The organism is Empedobacter sp. UBA6745 (genome assembly GCF_002453775.1).
Taxonomy (GTDB): domain Bacteria; phylum Bacteroidota; class Bacteroidia; order Flavobacteriales; family Weeksellaceae; genus Empedobacter; species Empedobacter falsenii_C.
Genome location: NZ_DKHL01000012.1, coordinates 16,636 through 34,837 on the forward strand (window position 1 = coordinate 16,636; position 18,202 = coordinate 34,837).

The following is an 18,202-nucleotide window of genomic DNA, read 5'->3' on the forward strand; positions in this document are numbered from 1 at the left end:
ACAAATGAAACCCAGATTAACTCCAATCATTTTATGGATAATGATTATTGGAAGTGGTTTGGTTGTGGCGAATAATTATTACAATCAGCCCTTATTGTCATTAATTGCAAAAGACTTTAATGTTTCCGAAAGTAAAGTATCTAATATTGCAATGCTAACACAAATAGGTTATGCGTGTGGATTGTTATTTATTATTCCTTTAGGAGATTTATTGAAACGAAAACGAATGATTTTAATCGATTTTGTTTTTATAATTGCAGCTCTTTTGGGAATGTATTTCGCACCATCCGTAAGTTGGCTTTTTTCATTAAGTTTTCTAATCGGTTTCACCTCAGTTATTCCGCAAGTTTTTGTGCCAATGGCATCTGAATTAGCAGAACCTCAAAAAAAAGCACAAGCTGTCGGAATGGTTATGAGTGGTTTGCTTGTTGGTATTCTACTTTCTCGCGTTTTTAGTGGCTTTATTGGCGAATATTTAGGATGGAGAGAAGTTTATTTGATAGGTGCAATTTTAATGTTTGTACTATGGATATTCATCTATATATTTTTACCAGAAATACAGCCAAATTTCAAAGGAACTTATGGTAATTTGATGAAATCGATTGTAGATTTAGTAAAGACTCAACCACAATTAAGATTAGCTTCTTTTCGCGGAGCTACAGGTTTTGCAGCATTTAGTGCATTTTGGACAACATTGGTTTTTCACTTAGAAGAAGCACCTTTTTTTGTTGGAAGCGATGTCGCTGGAGCATTTGGATTAATTGGTGCAGTAGGAGCATTGGCAGCAGCGTTAGTTGGTAGAGTTTCAAAAGTTTTGTCGACCTCAAAAATTATCCTTTACTCCATCATCATTATGTTAATTTCTTGGGGATTTTTCTATGAATTTGGTTATACATATTGGGGATTAATTGTAGGCGTAATTTTAATCGATTTAGGTTTGCAAGCGATGCACGTTTCCAATCAAACCATTATTTTTGGATTAGATGCTAAAGCAGGAAATCGAGTGAATACGGTTTATATGACGAGCTATTTTATTGGTGGATCTTTAGGAACATTTATTGCTGCAAATGCATGGGATAAATTTCAGTGGAATGGAGTGGTTGCTGTTGGCGTATTTTTTACTTTAATTTGTTTGATTTCTCATATTTTATTCAATAAAAATAATAAGTGATGAAAGACTTTTCTTCTGAAATAACATATAAAACAGCACGAAGTAGTGGAGCTGGAGGACAAAATGTAAACAAAGTTGAAACAATGGTTTTAGCAAAATGGAATATTGAATCTTCTCTGTTTTTTTCGGAGGAAGAAAAAGCATTAATTACAGAAAAGCTAAAAAATAAGATTAATTCAGAAGGATTTCTACAAATCAATTCACAAGAATCTCGTTCTCAATTGGACAATAGAGAATCTGCAACAAAGAAAATGTTAGAATTGGTCGAAAAAGCATTGATTATTCCAAAGTTTAGAAAAAAGACTAAACCTACGAAAGCTTCTCAACAAAAAAGATTGAATCAAAAGAAACAACAAGCTGAGAAAAAAGATGCTCGTAGGTTTAAATTTTAGAACAATTAAATTCGATCAACTAAAAAAATTAATATACTACATTGTATTGCTATAATCATTACTATTTTAAAAATAAAAGACTTTTTTCTTGTTTTATGACGATAAATCTGCATTGACATAAGAGAACCTATTGTCCCGCCAATCAAAGTCACAAAACAAAGTGCTAACTCGGAAATACGCCTTTTACCAATAATTGAATTTTTTTTATCTATTTTGAATAAAAAAAAAGAGAGGACGTTGATAAGGAGTAGAGTAAAAAATAAATATTTATCCATTCAGTGTGTAATTAAGGAATAAAAATACTTATAATTAAGTAGATAAAAAATATTTTCACTAGAAATCTATGTTGTTTATCTTTGTACTTCAAAATTATAAAAAATCTTCAAAAAATAAATTGTAAAATTCTAATTATAAAATAATTATGCAAGATTTAAAAGGAAAAAATGCATTAGTCACAGGAGGTAGTAGAGGTTTAGGAAAAGCTGTTGCTTTGGCATTGGCTAAAGAAGGTGTTAATGTAGCTGTGACAGGACGAAATACAAAAACATTAGAAGAAACTGTAGAAGAGATTAAAAGTTTTGGTGTAAAAGCGGATTATTCCATTTTTAATGTAGCCGAAAAAGTTGAAGTGAAAATGCAACTTGAGCGTTTAATTGAGAGTTTTGGAGCGTTTGATATTTTGATTAATAATGCTGGTATAGCGGCTTTCGGAAGTTTTTTGGAAATGCCAGAAAATGATTGGGAAGAGATTGTAAGAACAAATTTATTCGGACCATATTATGTTTCTAAAGCTGTAATTCCTTCGATGGTAGAATTAGGAAGCGGTGATATTATTAATGTTTCGTCTACGGCTGGATTAAAAGGAAACGCAGTTACTTCTGCTTATTCAGCATCAAAAGCGGGATTGATAGGTTTATCAGAATCGTTGATGTTCGAATTAAGAAAGAAAAACATTCGAGTTACGACCTTAACTCCAAGTACAATTGCATCTGAAATGTCAAAAGATGTATTGAAAATCACAGACGGAGATCCAGAAAAAGTGTTACAACCAGAGGATTTTGCTCAATTAATTGTCGATTTATTAAAACTAGATAAACGTGCAATGTTGGCATCAGCATCTTTGTGGTCTACAAATCCTTAAGAATAATTTGATTCATTATATTTTAAAATCCAATTTCATTTAGAAATTGGATTTTTTTTTGAAAAAATATTTTGTAGAATCATTTTTTATATTAACTTTGAATTACAAAGTACTTTTGATATGAGCACAAATAATCCTGTAGAAAGTTTAAACGAAATCAAATCGATGATGCAACGCACCTCAAAATTCACAAGCATTAGTGGATGGAGCGGTGTTTGGGTTGGAGTAGTGGGAATGATTTCTGCTTTTATCGCTTATGTTTTGATTTTACAAGATGCGCTTCAAGTAAATTACAGAGGAACATTGACGCCTATTTTATTGAAAAATTTAGAGATTAAATTATTCATTTTAGGAATTGTAACTTTAATAATTGCTTGTATTGGAGGTTTCTTTTTTATGACTAAAAAATCGGCAAAAGACGGCGTTAAATTTATAAATCCAGTTACAAAACGAATATTGCGTAAATTTCTTTTTGTTTTAATCGTTGGAGGATTAGTAAGTTTAATCTTTATCAATAATTTTAGTTTTGCTTATGTAGCTCCAGCAACGCTTTTATTTTACGGTTTGGCGCTTTATACGGTGGAACGTGATACGATTGTTGAGATAAAATATTTGGCAATGTGTGAAATATTTTTAGGATTATTGGCTTTCTATTTTATTTTCAATGGTTTATTATTTTGGTTTATCGGTTTCGGTCTTTTGCATTTGATTTTTGGAGTTTGGATGGTGCGAAAATATGATTACAAAGCTTAAATTTGCAACATGGATTTTAATCTTAATAAATTAAACAAAGTCTTTGATAATCGTATTCGTGTAGGAATTATGAGTGCTTTGATCATGAATGAAGAAATTTCTTTTAAGGATTTGAAAGACTTTTTGGATTTGACTGATGGTAACTTGGCTTCACACTTAAAAAACCTAGAAGAAAACGATTATATTACTGTGCACAAAGGATTTATAGGTCGTAAAACGAATACAACTTATTCGATAACAGCACTTGGAAAACAAGCTTTTCAGGAGCATTTGAACTATCTTGAAAAATTAATAAAGAATATAAAATAATTTTTTTTGCATTTAAACTTTGAAAAACAAAGTACTTTTTAAAATAAAATTAAAATTCAAACTTATGGAACACAATGATTTAGAAAATGAATATCAAACTGAAAATCAATCAGTTTATTCACAAAACAAAACAATGATAAAAGGATTTTTGGTATGCCTTTTAGTTTTAGGACTTTTAATTCCGATTCCGTTCATATTAAATTTAATAGAAGAACGTCAAGGAAACAAGGACAAGGTAATTACCGAAATTTCTGATAAGTGGAGTGGAAAACAGACAATTTATGGTCCTTTTATCGAGGTTATTTACATGGAAAATGTAAATGACGGGCAAGGAAAAGTTGTGAAACAACAAGTGAAAAAGTATATTTCTGCAAATGATTTGAATATCGATGGAACGATAGATACGCAGTTAAAAAGTCGTAGTATTTATGAAGCTGTTGTTTACAATTCTAAGCTAAATATCAATTCGAAATTTAAGAATTATAGCGATATGCTTGCAGAAATGGAGGTAAGTGCAGAAAATATAGTTTCGACTAAAATTGTTTTCGGAATCTCTGATTCTAAAGGATATGAGAACAAAGTGATTGTACAATCTAACGGCAAAAATTTTCCGTTGAATATGGATAATTCGACTTCTACAATTGATATTCAACCAGAAGTTAGAGCAGAAAATGGAGAATATTCGGAACAAGCGAGTGCCATTAAAAAGGTGATGCCTGTGCAAATGATGTCTCAAAAAATTGATCCTTCTACATTCGATTTTAATCAAGTTTCGATTAACTTGGTAATGAAAGGTTCGCAAATGTTAAATATCATTCCATCGGCGATTAATACAAAAGTTGATTTGACTACAAATTGGAAAGATTTGAAATATGATGGAAATTTTTTACCTAATTCTGATCCCGAAACAAAGAATGGAAAAACCAATGTAAAATGGTCTATTTATCAACAAAATCCTTTGCAAGGACAGATTTGGCAGGACGCTTCTAACTTTTCTGATTATAGTTTTGGCGTTAATTTTTTACAAATGAATGATCATTATGACAAAACATATCGTTCGACAAAATATGCAATTTTGTTCATTGGATTAACGTTTGTAGCGTTTTTCTTTATAGAAAGTCGAAATAATTTTAATATTCATTTGGTACAATATGCCTTAGTTGGATTTGCAATCTGTGTCAATTTTGTATTATTGTTATCGTTGTCAGAATATTTAGGATTTGATATTGCTTACTTTATTTCATCTGGTGCAACCATTTTATTGATAACATTTTTCGTTAATTCTCTCCTAAAATCATTTGGTTTAGCATTCAAAATTACATTAATGTTAATCTTATTATACACATTTATTTACAGTGTTTTACAACTCAAAGAACACGCGTTATTAGTAGGAAGTATAGGGTTGTTTATCATTGTTGCAATCTTAATGTACTATTCAAAAAACATCGAATGGAACAAAACAAAATAACATTTGCACACTTATTTTTAGGGATTTTTGTCATCGGTCTTGTACTGATGGCAATTTCCTTTACGGATATTGTGGTTAAAAATAATGATACAATTTTCAGCTTTTCTATTTTTATTTTAGAGCTTGTGATTTGCTTATTTGCAATGTCATTTTATTTGAAAATTGATAAGATTTCGGAGTTGTTTTTAGGAAAAATTTTCTCCAATTCTGGACAAATATTTGCTTGGACTAACATTACATGGCTTTGTATTTCAGCGGCTTTTGTTTTGGATGAAACAATTATTCGTGGATTTCATGATTTAAGTTTTTATTTGCCGTTTTTAGGTTATTTATTGTTTCTTTTAGTTATAGTCAATTTTTTTGCTGCAATATTCTACACTAATTTTGATGATGAAGAAACGATAGGTTTTAGTTATCTAAATTATTTTTCGATTTTTTTAGCGGTTGTTTTAATGCTATTTTTTAGTTTGATTATAATACTTTTCGCCGTTTTCGGATATCCTTCAATATCAATCTGTTTTATGATGTTTAATATTTATCTCATAAATATTATCGCAAAAATTTTAAAATTAAAAGCTTAATAATTTTCTATTATGAATGTTTACTTCGGAATTATCATCTTATTTATTTTAGTAACGAACATTGTATTTTTGATTATTATAGGTTACATTATTTATGGTGTTGTAAAAAAATATTTTAATAAGAAAACAGCTAATTATTCTATTATTTTTTATGTTTTAGCGATTGTTTATATTTCAATCAATCTATTTTACAAAGACGAATTGCCTCTTTAGATAAAATTTCAAATGAGTTGAGATTTGATGATATCGATGATTAAAACATTCATAATTTATGAAGTTTAAATTTTAATAAATATAAAAATTATTATTCAAAACTGTCAAATTTGTAAATAAGCAGTGTGTTTATCGAATAATTCTACTAAGTTTAGGGCTTCAAAATGCAATTGTAGTAATTTGCAAACCATTTTTTTAGAACAGTTAGAATTATTAAATATATGAAAAGTAAAAAGTTATCCAATATTTTAACGCTTGGATTTGCGTTGTTTGCAATGTTTTTTGGAGCAGGAAATCTTCTATTACCTCCATTAATTGGATTGGAAGTAGGCTCTCATTATTTTGTAGCAATGATTGCATTTGGATTAACTGGAATTTTATTGCCATTTACTGGAATTTTATCTGTTGTTTTTTCGGGTGATAATTTTAATGATTTAGGGCATCGTGTAAACAAACATTTGGCGGCTATTTTAGGTACAATTATTATGATTTGTATTGGACCGTTAATTGCGATTCCACGTACTGCGGCAACAACATTCGAAGTGGGATTAAAGCCATTTTTTCCAACATTAGATCCAATATGGGGATCATTAATTTTTTTCGTTATAACATTAGGTTTAGCGATTCGTCCATCAAAGGTTGTAGATGTTATCGGGAATTATTTAACTCCAGTTTTGTTGATTTTATTGGCATTGTTAATTATAATCGGAATTATACATCCAACTGCTGACTTTTTGCCTTCAGATTTAACGATGATGCAATCTTTTTCGAAAGGTTTTATAGAAGGTTATCAAACATTAGATGTTTTAGCTTCTGTTATATTTGCAGGAATTATTATTTCAGCTGCACGAGATAAAGGATATACAGATACCAAAAGTAAATCTCAAATTGTAATCATATCAGGATTATTGTCTACGACTTGTTTGTTATTTGTTTATGGTGGATTGATTTATTTGGGAGCTACTTCTGGAATCACAAATCCAGAAATTTCTCGTGCCGAATTATTAATAGAAATTTCTCGAAATACATTAGGGCAATATGGTTTAATTGCAATTGCTCTATGTATGGCGTTTGCTTGTCTTACCACTTCAATCGCATTAACATCAGCGGTAGGTACATTTTTCGGACGTTTAACAAACGGGAAAGTAAGCTACACTGTTTTAGTGGTTTTATGTACAATAATTTCGTTTGGTTTATCGATAAAAGGTGTAGACGAAATTATTAATTTTGCATATCCACCTTTGGCTTTCGTATATCCAATTACAATCACGTTAGTTATTTATATAGTGTTGTTTGGAAAAACAATTAAAAGTAAAACACCTTATATTTTTGCATTAATTGCGTCTACAATCATTGCAATTTTAGGATTATTAAAATTATTAGGAAAGTTAGATGAATCGACAATAGAAAATCTGAACAAAATTCCATTTTTCGAATACGATTTAGGTTGGATTGCTCCATCGATTATCGGTTTTGTGATTGGTTTACTGATTGATAGATTAAAAAAATAAAAATCCTCGGAAAATTATTCCGAGGATTTTAACCAATCAAAACTACTATAAAAACACTAATTGAATAATGATAATGTCTATCTTTTATTCTTTTACAAATTTCTTAAAGTTTTGACTTTAAATCAATTATTCTTAAATGATTTCTTTTATGTCTAGATAGAATTAATTTATAACTATTTATTTATGATGGTTATAGAGAATTTCAATGAGATGATTTAAGATAAGTTTATGAATTTTTCGTATTTTCAAAAATCAAATAAATAATCCGAAAAAATGATCGAAAATTGTTCGCGTTGTAACGAAACAATGGAGTGTAAGGTAGATGACATTGCGAATTGTGCTTGTACTACAATTGTTATAAAAGACGAAATAAAAGAGTTTTTAAAGAAGACGAATTACAAATGTTTGTGCAATTCTTGTATAGAAAAACTGAATTATTTTGTAGAACTAGATCAACAATATCCACATCCAACAATGCCTTCGGAATTTGTTCCTCATATACATTATTATATCGAAAACGGGTATTGGGTTTTTACAGAATTTTTCCATTATCAGAAAGGAAAATGTTGCAAAAATGGTTGCAGACATTGCGCTTATGGTTATAAGAAATAAAAAATGGTTCAACTTGCATTGAACCACTAACCAACCTAAAAATACTATAAAAAAAACTCTATTTGATTAAGGATATTCTTCTTCAGAAAATCAACTTCATTATCCTTAACAACTATGAATAAATTATTTATAGTACAAAGGTAGGTGAATTTCTTAATTTGATAAATAAATTAATATTTATTTTTTTATACTCAGATAGATAGGATTTATATTAATGTTAATAAAATATTAAATCTACCTATTTATGAGTATTCTATAAAAAATCAATACTATATTTTCGAATGTTGTAATTCTAAGAAAAATATTGCATTATTTTTTTTGAAATTGTTTCAGCAGTTTTTTTATCGTCAGTTTCTTCCAAAGTTGTGACATAATCCTCCAAGAAACTTTTGATTTCTTGTTGATTAGAACCTTCAAAATTAGCTAAATAATCTTCAAATTCGATATTACCTAAAACACGATCAAAATAAACTTTGGCTTCATCATATTTTTTCATGCTCACCAACAAAGGCGCAATGCTATGACTGATATAAAACTCGTTTACAGCAGCTTGTTCAGCATTTTCTTCTTTTTTGAAATGTGCAGAATTTAAGTAATTATTATAAGCTTCCACAGCTTTTTCATTTTCTCCTAAAACCTCGTAACAACGTGCTTTGAAGAATTTAATTTCGTAAAATTCGTCTTCATTCAGTTTATTGAAAAACGTAATACTTTCTTTCGGATTTGAATAAAATTTTCGGTATCCAATAATAAAATCCTCTACAAATTCTGTATCCGTCTGTTCGATCGCGAAATTCAATAAGTTTTGAGATTGCTCTTCTGTTAATTGTCCAATAAAAGCTTCCCAATAATTCACCAAAGTATTGAAATCATACGCCAAATCTTCCACAAAAATTTGTGCAGCAATTCGTAGAAATTTATCTCCCAATTGATTGATTATTTCATGGTCTTCATCAGAAAAATCAGTCGAATTATACAATAAGTTTTCGATAATTTCTGACGCTTTATCTTCTGAATAATTATTATTTAATTGTTTCAAAGCATTGCTAACATTGAATTCCATTTGTGTAATTTTTAAATTAAAATCAACGCAAAGATAACTGATTTACTGCGAAAAAGACTCGATAATTTCAAAAGTTAATCGTCAATTCTAATGAGAATTTAATGAATAGTTTTTTTGAGAAAGTAGAATTTTAGTTATCTTGTGGTAGTTTTTATATATTAGTTTATTTAAAATAAACATTTTATGTTACGAATCTATTCGATAGTGTTAATTATATGCGGTTTTTGTTTTACAAAAGCTCAAAATTTGAATGTTGGTGCTCAGTTTCCGATTAATAAAATTGAAAGTATCAATCAATCTTCAAACTTGAAAATTATTGTATTTACGCCAAGTTTATACAAAACGAATCCGTATGCGAGCATGATGACAACTTCGCTGAATTATTATTTTGTAAAGAATTTGGCATTTTCGTCTCAAAATTCTCCAAAAATTGATGTGATTTATATTGTAAATGAAGATGATAAATGGAGTAAAGAACCGCAACAAACGTTTGCTTTTAATGAAACGACCAACCAAAATAAGTTGGATGGAACGAAGGTGATTTATGATGAAACTGGAAAAGTTTACAATAAAATTGGTTTGAAACCTTTCAAGCAAAATTCAATATCGAGTATAATTCCTACGTCAAATTCTAACAATGTTTTAGTAGAAAGTTCGATTCTTTTTCTAGTGGATCAAAACAATAAAATTTTGATGCGAGATAATGATTATCGTGCGCAAGGCGAACATCTAAAACCTTTGGAAAGATTGATTAAAAGAACGTCTAAAATAGATAACATAGAAGTAAATATCACAGATAATAACACCTTAAAAGTAGGCGATAAAGCACCAGATTTTATGTTGAATGGCCCAAATTATAAGACTAATTCAACAGAGAAATTTTTGGATGATAAATCGACTTTTAAAGTTTTAACGTTTTATCCTGCGGCGTTTAGTGGACAAATTTTGCCTGATTTTACTTCGATTGATACAAAAGCTGCAATGACTTGTGCTGCTCAAATTCAATTAATCGATCATAATCCATTGTTGCAGAATGTAAAAAGTTACGCAGTTTCTAGTTCTACAAATCCGTTGTTAGAATTATGGAAATCAGCTTTGCGAACAAATAATATTACGTATTTGAATGATGAGAATTATGCAATTTCGTTGCTGTATAATTCTTATAATCGTTTAGGTTACAATAATAGAGCGACTTATGTGATTGATAAAAATGGAATTATTGTGTATGCGAATCCAGATTTGACGTTTGAAGATGAAGCAAAATTTCCAACTATTTTAGAAAAAATTATTCTGAATAATAAATAAATTATGAATCAAATTGTGTAATATCTTCAAATTTAGCCTCAATTAAATTTTTTAAATCTTCGGGATTTAGAATAATTTGTAAACCTCTTTTTCCTGCACTAATACAAATCTGATCTTGCAAAATTGCCAGTTCTTCTATATAAGTAGGAAATTGCTTTTTCATTCCGATAGGTGAGCAACCGCCACGAATATAACCTGTAACATTGAGTAAATCTTTCAACGGAAGCATTTCGCAGTTTTTATTTCCAGAAACTTTAGCAAATTTTTTCATATCAAGATGCGTGTTCGCAGGAATTACGGCAACTAAAAATGGTTCTACATTTCCTTTCAAAACCAAAGTTTTATAAATTCCTTCTGGATTTACGCTCAATGAATTTGCAACATGCAAAGCATCAATATGTTCTTCATCAACTTCATATTCGCGTAATTCGTATGAAATATTGTTTGTGTCTAAAATTCGGACTGCATTTGTTTTAGCAGTTTTATTGCTCATTCTATAATAATTTACACAAAGTTATTACGAAAAACTTTTATAAAGGATTTTTCTATAGAATTATTGATTAAGATAATTTTTTGAACGAAAATTTCTATTCTCAAAACTATTCTTACCTTTGCATTACAAATGAAGTTTTTGCAACACATATTACGTTTACCATTTTTTAGCACTTATTATCGTACAATATTTGCTCGGGTAGACTATGTGTATACTTCGTATTAATTTTGTACGTCAAAAATTTAATCATAATCTACAAGCCCGAGCAGTTTTGCTCGGGCTTTTTTTATTTAAAAAAATCATGGAAAATCTAAAAAGTTTAAAAGAAAATGTAGCTATTTTTTTACCAGAAAATGGATTGGAAGAAAAATTAAAATTAGCTGAAAAAGAAAACCGATCATTGCGAATCAAATTAGGTTTTGATCCTACCGCACCCGATTTGCATCTTGGTCATGCCGTTGTATTGAAGAAATTGAAAGAATTCCAAGATTTAGGACATCAAATTGTCATTTTGGTTGGTAGTTTTACAGCTCAAATTGGTGATCCGACAGGAAAAAACAAAAGTCGTCAACCGCTGAATGTAGATCAAGTACAGAAAAATGCAGAAACTTATATCAATCAATTGTCAAAAATTATTGATGTGAATAAAGCTGAAATTGTATTTAATTCGGATTGGTTAGATCATTTGCCTTTTTCAGATGTTATTCAGTTGTTGTCAAAAGTTACTGTTGCACAATTAATGCATCGAAATGATTTTAATAAACGTTTCACAGAAAATACGCCGATTGCAATGCACGAATTGGTTTATCCAATTTTACAAGCTTATGATTCTGTTCAAATAAATGCAGATATTGAAATGGGAGGAACTGATCAATTATTTAATTGTACAATGGGACGCCAATTGCAAGAAACGAATGGAGAAGCTGCTCAGATTGTGATGTGTATGCCACTTTTGAGAGGAACAGATGGAAAAGAAAAGATGAGTAAATCACTGAATAATATTATTGGTTTGACGGATGAGCCTAATGAAATGTTTGGGAAAACGATGTCTATTCCAGATGATTTATTAGAAGAATACATTGCGTTAGCAACTGATTTTTCTATTGAAGAAAAAACAAATCTGAATGAACGATTAAAAACAGATAATCCAATGTTAATTAAGAAATTAGTTGCAAAAAATATTATTACTCAATATCACTCTGATAAAGAAGCTGAGAAATCAGAGGAATTTTTTAATAATCAATTTCAGAAAAGAAATGATGAAAATAGAGTTTTTGAATCAATTAAAATTAGTTCTTTAAACTTTGAAAATGATAAAATTACATTGTTAGATGTTTGTCATCAATTAAAGAAAGATTTGTCGAGAAATGCGATTAGACGTTTGATAGAAAGCGGCGCTGTACAAATTAATGGAGAAAAAAAAATGGATGCTTTTGATGATTTTGAATTAAAAACAGAAACTAAAATTAAAATAGGAAAACGAGATTTCTTCGAGTTGAAGTAAATAATAAAATGAAAAAAAGCCTCTAAAACAGAGGCTTTTGATTTATAATTCTTTTTTCATTTCGTATTGTTTGTCGTACAATTCTAATCCCATCGATTGAATAAAATCATTTGTAGAGATTTCTCTTTCGTCAACATTAATCATTTTAATTTCTTTGTTCTTCAAATCGCTGAAAAGAATTGAAGCTAAATAACGATTTCTATAATCGTGATGAACACCAAATTGATAAATACGTGTATTATTTTTGTTGATAATTTTGTAAGCAACTAAAATTCCATCTTCATAAATTCCATTTATTTGACAATCTTCGAGGATATTTTTTACACTTTGAATATCATTTTTCCAAGTAGGTTTTATGTCCCAAAAGTTTTCACTTGTAATCAAATCTAAATCACTAAATTCTACAATTTCATGTAATGGATTTACGACCAAAATAGGAATTCCTTTGTAACTATTTAAAGTTCTTGTTTTTTCAAAACCACAAGCTTCGTAAGCGTTAATTGCAAAATCATTTTTAGTATTTACCTCTAAAAATATGTTTTTCACTTGTTGTTCTTTCAATTTGGGAAAACTAAAATCTAACATTTGTTGTGTTATTTTTTTTCCGCGATGTTCAGGACAAACGCCTGTGCCACCAATATAAGCTGTTTTTACATCATTATAATTTCTAATTCCATAAAGTAAAAAGCCAACTAATTTTCCATCAATACTAGCACCTACAGAATAATCAAGATTGATATCTTCCATTTTTAATTTTCCCTGAAATTGTTCAGTCGAAAGGTTGATAGAAACGTAATAATTTTGATAAGAAAGATTATATAAGGCTGATAATTCTTCCAAATCAACATGAGTTAATGAGTGTATTTCAATGTTTGTTTGCATAGCTGTAATTTGCAAAGCAAAAATAGCCCCAACATTTAAGTTTTTTCTAAAAAAAATCTTAAAAAATTAGTAAAGATTGAATTTTATTTGAAGTATGTAATCCGAATTTGATAAAAATATAATTTATTTAATAATATTGACTGAATAATTATACATAAATTTTAAAAATAGTGTAGAGGATGGTAAATAGAATTAAGAAAACTTCTTTTTTTTATGATTTAACATAAGCTTATTATTGATTATGCTGAAGAAAATTCTGTAATCGATAAATTTGCATACATTTTTAAAACTAAAACTACGAGAGAAGTCTAACTTTCTCCTCATTTGTTGAAACAATTATTCTTCTCTCGATTTTTTTTGAAAAATACTCCTCGAAGAATTCAAGTTAAGTGTATTTCGTACACTAATTAAAATGTCAAATTCTCAAAATTTCTTTCCAAAACTTATTTCAAAATATCTATTTCTCAAAAATTATTTAAAATTTTGATGAATTTAATAAAGCTTTAAAAATTTATTAAAAAATGATTAACGAACATTTGTTAGTTTTTTTCTTTTGATTATTTTAGTCGTTCAAATTATCACAAAAAAAATGAGTAAAAATTTAACAAAATTGGCTTGTCTAGCTATATTTTGCAGCTATAGCTATGTCTCTGCTCAACAGAAAACGACAGATAGTGTGGTTGTAGAAAAAGTAGAATTAATACAACCAAAAGAAAACAAAGACAAAGTTGATGTGCAGTTTTATGGATTTATCAGGAATGATATTTTTATGGATACTCGTCAAATGATTGGAGCAGGAGAGGCTTTAGTGCCGCTTTATCCAAAAGATCGTTTATCGGATGTAAACGGTGCTGATATCAATGCAGCTTCTAAATTTCACATGTTGTCAATTGTTTCGAGAGCTGGCGTTAATTTGAAAGGTCCAGAATTACTTGGGGCTAAAACTTCTGGTATTTTAGAGGGAGAATTTTTTGGAGCAACAGAAGGAGGAATCAACGAGTTTCGTTTGCGTCACGCATATGTGATGTTGGATTGGGAGAAAACGCAATTAGGGATTGGACAATATTGGCATCCTTTCGTTGTGTTAGAAGCTTTACCAAATGTTGCAAATTATGGAACTGGTGCGCCTGTTTATGCTTTAAATCGTAATCCTCAAGTTCGTTTAACGCATAAATTTACTGACAAATTTAAAGTTATTGCTGCTTTACATTCTCAAAGAGATTTTACTCCAAATACAGAGCCTTTCCGAAATAGTGGAATGCCAGCGGCTCATCTTCAATTTCAATATAAATCACAAGTTTTTACTGCCGGAATTGGTGCACAATATGAAAACTTGAAACCAAAATTATCTTCAGGAAATCCTCCTGTTAAGTCTAATGAACGAGTTGAAAATGTTTCATTTATGGCTTATTCAAAGTTAAATACAAAACCTTTACAAGTTACTGTTGCTGGATATTTGATGCAAGATGCGTCATCTTTTGTACAACTAGGTGGAATTGTAGGCTATCAAACAAGTCCGACAGCTGTTGAAACATACAAACCGATGAATACACATAGTATGTGGATTGATTTGCAACAAAACTCAACAGGAAAATTTTCGTTCGGATTGTTTGCAGGTTATGTTAGAAATAATGGTGTGAAAAATCCAGTAGAAGGAGCAATTGCATCAACATCTTATGGTGTAACGACAAATTGGGGCGCAATTTCGGCAACTCCAGGTACACGTACTGTAAATTATTTGTACAAAGTAGTTCCTCGTTTAGATCTTACCTTAAGCAAAGCCTTAAAATTTAGATTCGAATATGATCGTAGTACAGCACAATGGGCAGATGCGACGATAAAAGGTACGGGAACCGAAAACAAATATTTAGCAAATAACAATAGATTTCAACTTACAACATTATTTAACTTCTAATATCACACAAAAAACATGAGTACAAATACTTTAGATACTTCGCAAACAGTAGCGAAGAAGGATAATATATTCCAAATTATTTTAGCATCATCTGTCGGAACCTTAATCGAATGGTACGATATGTTCTTGGCAATCATCTTAGCTAGTGTATTATCAACACAATTATTTCCTAACGATGGTTCGTCACATTTCTTAGAAACACTTGCCGTAGTGGTTTCATCATTTATGTTCCGTCCGATTGGATCATTAATTTTTGGAAGTATTGGGGATCGTATTGGTAGAAAATATTCATTCTTAGTTTCTTTAATTATGATGGGAGCAGCAACATTCTTGATTGGTTGTATTCCAACTTTTGATAGTGTAGGTTGGTTTGCTCCTGTTTTATTATTGTTTTGCCGCATTATGCAAGGACTTGCAATTAGTGGAGAATATGCAGGTGCGGTAATTTATGTAGCAGAACATGCGCCAGCAGAAAAGCGAGGATTTTATACAGGATTTATTCAAGCAACTGTTCCAATTGGATTATTATTATGTTTAACAGTTGTTTTCTTAACACAATCATTCTTATCAGAAGAAGCTTTTGCAAGTTTCGGATGGAGAATTCCATTTTTATTTAGTGGAATATTAGTGATTTTGAGTTACTTTATTCGTCAACGTTTACATGAAAGTCCAATTTTCGAACAATTAAAAAAAGAAGGAAAAACATCTAAAACACCAATTAAAGATGCTTTTACAACGCCAGGAAATGTAAAATTGATGTTGAAAGCAATTTTTGGAGGAAATGCTGCTCAAAGTACAATTATGCAAACAACATTATTCGTAACTCTTTTCTTCTTGCAAAGAGCGGTTAATTTACCTTACGAAACAGTTTTAATTGTTGTTTTATGTTCTACATTATTTAGTTCATTTTTCTATCAATGGTTTGGAGCATTAAGTGATAAAATCGGGCGTAAACCAGTTATGTTAGGAGGAATGATTTGTAGTTTTATCTTAATTCCATTATCATTTTTCTTGTACATGAAATTAGGAAATCCAGAAGGATTGAAAGAAGTTCATGATATTTCGAATTTAGCAGTTTTCGGAATTGTCATTGTAAGTTTAATTACTTCAATTGCAGGAGCAGCAACTTACGGACCACTTGGTGCATTTATGTTAGAAATTTTCCCAACTAAAATTCGTTACACAAGTATGGGATTTGCGCAAAATATGGGGAATGGATTTATTGGTGGAGCAACGACTTTTGTCACAGAATTAATCAAAAGTACGATTATCGTTTCGGCAGCTATGTCGCCTTATATTGGATTAGCTTATCCATTGATATTAATCTTTATTGCGATTTTAGTGAATTACTTTACAATTCCAGAAACGTACAAAACAGATTTAACAGAAGATAATTAAATCAATATTAGATAAAATGTAAAAATCCTTCAAGTATTCTTGAAGGATTTTTTTTGAGGAATTAATTAAATTTCAAGGCATAAAAAAATCCACTCAAACGAGTGGATTTTTTATTGTATCAGAAATATTATTTTTTCTTTTTTGTATCAACTGCTCCTGATAATTCAGATCCAGCTTTAAATTTAGCTACTGTTTTAGCAGCAATTTTAATTTCTTTTTTAGTTTGTGGGTTGATACCTGTTCTTGCAGCTCTCTCAGAAGTTGAGAAAGTACCGAATCCTACTAAAGCAACTTTGTCTCCTTTTGCTAAAGCTTTAGTTACATTTTCTGTAAATGAGTTTAAGGCTTTTTTAGCAGCTTCTTTAGAAATTCCAGCGTCAGCTGCAATTGCATCGATAAGTTCTGATTTGTTCATAGTTGTAACTTTTTAAATTAATTTATACACAAATATACTCTTTCCCTTTATTTGTGCAAGTTTCAACGCAATAAATTTCAAGAAAAATGCAAAATTTTATGAAATTTGTGTCAAAAATCAGTAAATAAGTACTTATTTTACGAATAAGGTATCCTCGTTTTGATGTCCATTGATAAAATCTTTGGCTGTCATACGGCGCTTTCCTTCGGGTTGAAGTTCTAAAATTTCGTAAACTCCTTGAGGTAGATTGATATAAAGGTTATTTTTTTGTAAAATTAATTGATAATCTTCTCCATCAACAACAATATCCGTTTTTAGACCAGCATATATTTTTAACGATTTAAAATTTTCGCCATTTCCAAAAGTTGTCCACGCACAAGGGTAAGGAGAAAGTCCTCTAATTTTGTTGTGAATAGCATTGATAGAATCGTTCCAATCTATTTTACAATCTTCTTTAAAGATTTTTGGAGCATGTTTCAATTCTGTTGTTTCGTCTTGTGGATGCGGTTTTAATGAATCATTTTCTAAACCATCCAACGTTTTCACAACTAATTTTGCACCGATATGCATCAATTCATCATGAATTTTTCCTACATTATCATTTTCTCCAATTTCTACTTTATCAGAAATTAAGATATTTCCAGTATCAATTTTTTCATCAATTAAAAAAGTCGTTACTCCAGTCTCCTGATCGCCATTCATCACAGCCCAATTGATAGGCGCTGCACCACGATATTGCGGAAGAAGTGAACCATGTAAATTAAAAGTTCCTTTCGACGGAATGGACCAAACAACTTGTGGCAACATACGAAAAGCTACAACTACAAAAACATCAGCATTCCAGCTTTTTAATGTTTCGATAAAAGCTTCGTCGCGTAATTTTTCTGGTTGAGCCAAAGGCAAATTATGTTCAACTGCATATTTTTTGACATCAGAAATATTCATTTTTTGCCCTCTACCAGACGGTTTATCTGGGACAGTAACAACTCCAACTATTTCGTGATGACTATTTGTATTGATTTCATTCAAAGATGTCGCCGCAAATTCGGGCGTACCCATAAAGACTACTCGCATTT

The 18,202-nt window shown here is 29.9% G+C and carries 20 protein-coding genes; 14 read left to right on the top strand and 6 right to left on the bottom strand.

All coding sequences use genetic code 11. From position 1 onward, the window contains the following. Positions 1-4 precede the first annotated feature (4 nt). Both B4H69_RS04585 and arfB read left to right on the top strand, forming a co-directional pair. Positions 5-1,171, top strand: a complete 1,167-nt coding sequence (locus B4H69_RS04585; protein WP_291092906.1) for an MFS transporter — start codon at positions 5-7, stop codon at positions 1,169-1,171. Further along, a complete protein-coding gene (gene arfB / locus B4H69_RS04590) occupies positions 1,171-1,563 on the top strand; it encodes an alternative ribosome rescue aminoacyl-tRNA hydrolase ArfB (RefSeq protein WP_291092909.1) in 393 nt (130 codons plus the stop codon). The genes B4H69_RS04585 and arfB overlap by 1 nt, the downstream gene beginning before the upstream one ends. A 5-nt stretch (positions 1,564-1,568) precedes the next feature. Here the strand turns inward: arfB and B4H69_RS04595 are convergent, their stop codons facing one another. After that, on the bottom strand, positions 1,569-1,838 hold the full coding sequence (locus tag B4H69_RS04595) for a DUF1294 domain-containing protein (RefSeq protein WP_115000878.1): 270 nt from the start codon (positions 1,836-1,838) through the stop codon (positions 1,569-1,571). Positions 1,839-1,984: 146 nt separating this feature from the next. On the opposite strand from B4H69_RS04595, the gene B4H69_RS04600 reads away from it, so the two are divergent. From B4H69_RS04600 to B4H69_RS04635, 8 genes are all read left to right on the top strand, one after another. Beyond that, positions 1,985-2,704, top strand: a complete 720-nt coding sequence (locus B4H69_RS04600) for a 3-ketoacyl-ACP reductase (protein ID WP_180904591.1) — start codon at positions 1,985-1,987, stop codon at positions 2,702-2,704. Between the two features lie 120 nt (positions 2,705-2,824). Next, complete coding sequence (locus tag B4H69_RS04605; protein ID WP_291092912.1) at positions 2,825-3,457, top strand: hypothetical protein; 633 nt, start codon at positions 2,825-2,827, stop codon at positions 3,455-3,457. A 9-nt stretch (positions 3,458-3,466) separates the two neighbouring features. Beyond that, a complete protein-coding gene (locus B4H69_RS04610; RefSeq protein WP_180904589.1) occupies positions 3,467-3,766 on the top strand; it encodes a winged helix-turn-helix domain-containing protein in 300 nt (99 codons plus the stop codon). 64 nt (positions 3,767-3,830) lie between these two features. Beyond that, a complete protein-coding gene (gene creD, locus B4H69_RS04615; RefSeq protein ID WP_180904588.1) occupies positions 3,831-5,234 on the top strand; it encodes a cell envelope integrity protein CreD in 1,404 nt (467 codons plus the stop codon). Further along, on the top strand, positions 5,216-5,815 hold the full coding sequence (locus tag B4H69_RS04620) for a hypothetical protein (RefSeq protein ID WP_180904587.1): 600 nt from the start codon (positions 5,216-5,218) through the stop codon (positions 5,813-5,815). Before creD ends, B4H69_RS04620 begins: the two co-directional genes overlap by 19 nt. A 12-nt stretch (positions 5,816-5,827) precedes the next feature. Beyond that, positions 5,828-6,028: a hypothetical protein gene (locus B4H69_RS04625; protein WP_180904586.1), complete on the top strand. Its 201-nt coding sequence runs from the start codon at positions 5,828-5,830 to the stop codon at positions 6,026-6,028. A 221-nt stretch (positions 6,029-6,249) separates the two neighbouring features. Continuing rightward, positions 6,250-7,539 carry a branched-chain amino acid transport system II carrier protein gene (gene brnQ / locus B4H69_RS04630; RefSeq protein WP_180904585.1) on the top strand — a complete coding sequence of 430 codons (1,290 nt, stop codon included), beginning with the start codon at positions 6,250-6,252 and terminating at the stop codon, positions 7,537-7,539. Positions 7,540-7,812: 273 nt separating this feature from the next. Further along, positions 7,813-8,151: a cysteine-rich CWC family protein gene (locus B4H69_RS04635; RefSeq protein ID WP_180904584.1), complete on the top strand. Its 339-nt coding sequence runs from the start codon at positions 7,813-7,815 to the stop codon at positions 8,149-8,151. 292 nt (positions 8,152-8,443) lie between these two features. Here the strand turns inward: B4H69_RS04635 and B4H69_RS04640 are convergent, their stop codons facing one another. Next, complete coding sequence (locus B4H69_RS04640) at positions 8,444-9,214, bottom strand: hypothetical protein (RefSeq protein ID WP_180904583.1); 771 nt, start codon at positions 9,212-9,214, stop codon at positions 8,444-8,446. A 183-nt stretch (positions 9,215-9,397) separates the two neighbouring features. On the opposite strand from B4H69_RS04640, the gene B4H69_RS04645 reads away from it, so the two are divergent. Beyond that, positions 9,398-10,519, top strand: a complete 1,122-nt coding sequence (locus tag B4H69_RS04645; RefSeq protein ID WP_280046227.1) for a redoxin domain-containing protein — start codon at positions 9,398-9,400, stop codon at positions 10,517-10,519. Between the two features lies 1 nt (position 10,520). On the opposite strand, the gene ybaK is transcribed toward B4H69_RS04645, so the two are convergent. Then, on the bottom strand, positions 10,521-11,012 hold the full coding sequence (gene ybaK / locus B4H69_RS04650; protein WP_180904581.1) for a Cys-tRNA(Pro) deacylase: 492 nt from the start codon (positions 11,010-11,012) through the stop codon (positions 10,521-10,523). Between the two features lie 301 nt (positions 11,013-11,313). On the opposite strand from ybaK, the gene tyrS reads away from it, so the two are divergent. Then, positions 11,314-12,516, top strand: a complete 1,203-nt coding sequence (gene tyrS, locus B4H69_RS04655) for a tyrosine--tRNA ligase (protein WP_180904580.1) — start codon at positions 11,314-11,316, stop codon at positions 12,514-12,516. Positions 12,517-12,558: 42 nt separating this feature from the next. Here the strand turns inward: tyrS and B4H69_RS04660 are convergent, their stop codons facing one another. Beyond that, positions 12,559-13,398 (bottom strand): GNAT family N-acetyltransferase, encoded by an 840-nt coding sequence (locus B4H69_RS04660; protein ID WP_180904579.1) that lies wholly within the window; start codon positions 13,396-13,398, stop codon positions 12,559-12,561. 589 nt (positions 13,399-13,987) lie between these two features. Here B4H69_RS04660 and B4H69_RS04665 point away from each other — a divergent pair. After that, positions 13,988-15,313 carry a DcaP family trimeric outer membrane transporter gene (locus B4H69_RS04665; protein ID WP_280046228.1) on the top strand — a complete coding sequence of 442 codons (1,326 nt, stop codon included), beginning with the start codon at positions 13,988-13,990 and terminating at the stop codon, positions 15,311-15,313. 15 nt (positions 15,314-15,328) lie between these two features. Next, a complete protein-coding gene (locus tag B4H69_RS04670) occupies positions 15,329-16,711 on the top strand; it encodes an MFS transporter (protein WP_180904577.1) in 1,383 nt (460 codons plus the stop codon). 127 nt (positions 16,712-16,838) lie between these two features. Here B4H69_RS04670 and B4H69_RS04675 read toward each other — a convergent pair whose 3' ends face one another. Both B4H69_RS04675 and fmt read right to left on the bottom strand, forming a co-directional pair. Beyond that, on the bottom strand, positions 16,839-17,126 hold the full coding sequence (locus tag B4H69_RS04675; protein ID WP_019975917.1) for an HU family DNA-binding protein: 288 nt from the start codon (positions 17,124-17,126) through the stop codon (positions 16,839-16,841). A gap of 132 nt (positions 17,127-17,258) precedes the next feature. Then, the gene (gene fmt / locus B4H69_RS04680; RefSeq protein WP_244957944.1) at positions 17,259-18,200 is read right to left on the bottom strand and encodes a methionyl-tRNA formyltransferase; all 942 of its coding nucleotides are present in this window, start codon (positions 18,198-18,200) and stop codon (positions 17,259-17,261) included. Between the last annotated feature and the right edge of the window lie 2 nt (positions 18,201-18,202).

Excerpts from the sequence above, each read along its gene's own strand:
- brnQ (WP_180904585.1), top strand. The coding sequence starts at position 6,250 with ATGAAAAGTAAAAAGTTATCCAATATTTTAACGCTTGGATTTGCGTTG.
- arfB (WP_291092909.1), top strand. The coding sequence starts at position 1,171 with ATGAAAGACTTTTCTTCTGAAATAACATATAAAACAGCACGAAGTAGT.
- B4H69_RS04610 (WP_180904589.1), top strand. The coding sequence starts at position 3,467 with ATGGATTTTAATCTTAATAAATTAAACAAAGTCTTTGATAATCGTATT.
- fmt (WP_244957944.1), bottom strand. The coding sequence starts at position 18,200 with ATGCGAGTAGTCTTTATGGGTACGCCCGAATTTGCGGCGACATCTTTG.
- B4H69_RS04585 (WP_291092906.1), top strand. The coding sequence starts at position 5 with ATGAAACCCAGATTAACTCCAATCATTTTATGGATAATGATTATTGGA.
- B4H69_RS04635 (WP_180904584.1), top strand. The coding sequence starts at position 7,813 with ATGATCGAAAATTGTTCGCGTTGTAACGAAACAATGGAGTGTAAGGTA.
- B4H69_RS04625 (WP_180904586.1), top strand. The coding sequence starts at position 5,828 with ATGAATGTTTACTTCGGAATTATCATCTTATTTATTTTAGTAACGAAC.
- ybaK (WP_180904581.1), bottom strand. The coding sequence starts at position 11,012 with ATGAGCAATAAAACTGCTAAAACAAATGCAGTCCGAATTTTAGACACA.
- B4H69_RS04600 (WP_180904591.1), top strand. The coding sequence starts at position 1,985 with ATGCAAGATTTAAAAGGAAAAAATGCATTAGTCACAGGAGGTAGTAGA.
- B4H69_RS04595 (WP_115000878.1), bottom strand. The coding sequence starts at position 1,838 with ATGGATAAATATTTATTTTTTACTCTACTCCTTATCAACGTCCTCTCT.
- B4H69_RS04645 (WP_280046227.1), top strand. The coding sequence starts at position 9,398 with ATGTTACGAATCTATTCGATAGTGTTAATTATATGCGGTTTTTGTTTT.
- B4H69_RS04675 (WP_019975917.1), bottom strand. The coding sequence starts at position 17,126 with ATGAACAAATCAGAACTTATCGATGCAATTGCAGCTGACGCTGGAATT.
- B4H69_RS04640 (WP_180904583.1), bottom strand. The coding sequence starts at position 9,214 with ATGGAATTCAATGTTAGCAATGCTTTGAAACAATTAAATAATAATTAT.
- B4H69_RS04660 (WP_180904579.1), bottom strand. The coding sequence starts at position 13,398 with ATGCAAACAAACATTGAAATACACTCATTAACTCATGTTGATTTGGAA.
- B4H69_RS04605 (WP_291092912.1), top strand. The coding sequence starts at position 2,825 with ATGAGCACAAATAATCCTGTAGAAAGTTTAAACGAAATCAAATCGATG.
- B4H69_RS04620 (WP_180904587.1), top strand. The coding sequence starts at position 5,216 with ATGGAACAAAACAAAATAACATTTGCACACTTATTTTTAGGGATTTTT.
- creD (WP_180904588.1), top strand. The coding sequence starts at position 3,831 with ATGGAACACAATGATTTAGAAAATGAATATCAAACTGAAAATCAATCA.
- B4H69_RS04665 (WP_280046228.1), top strand. The coding sequence starts at position 13,988 with ATGAGTAAAAATTTAACAAAATTGGCTTGTCTAGCTATATTTTGCAGC.
- tyrS (WP_180904580.1), top strand. The coding sequence starts at position 11,314 with ATGGAAAATCTAAAAAGTTTAAAAGAAAATGTAGCTATTTTTTTACCA.
- B4H69_RS04670 (WP_180904577.1), top strand. The coding sequence starts at position 15,329 with ATGAGTACAAATACTTTAGATACTTCGCAAACAGTAGCGAAGAAGGAT.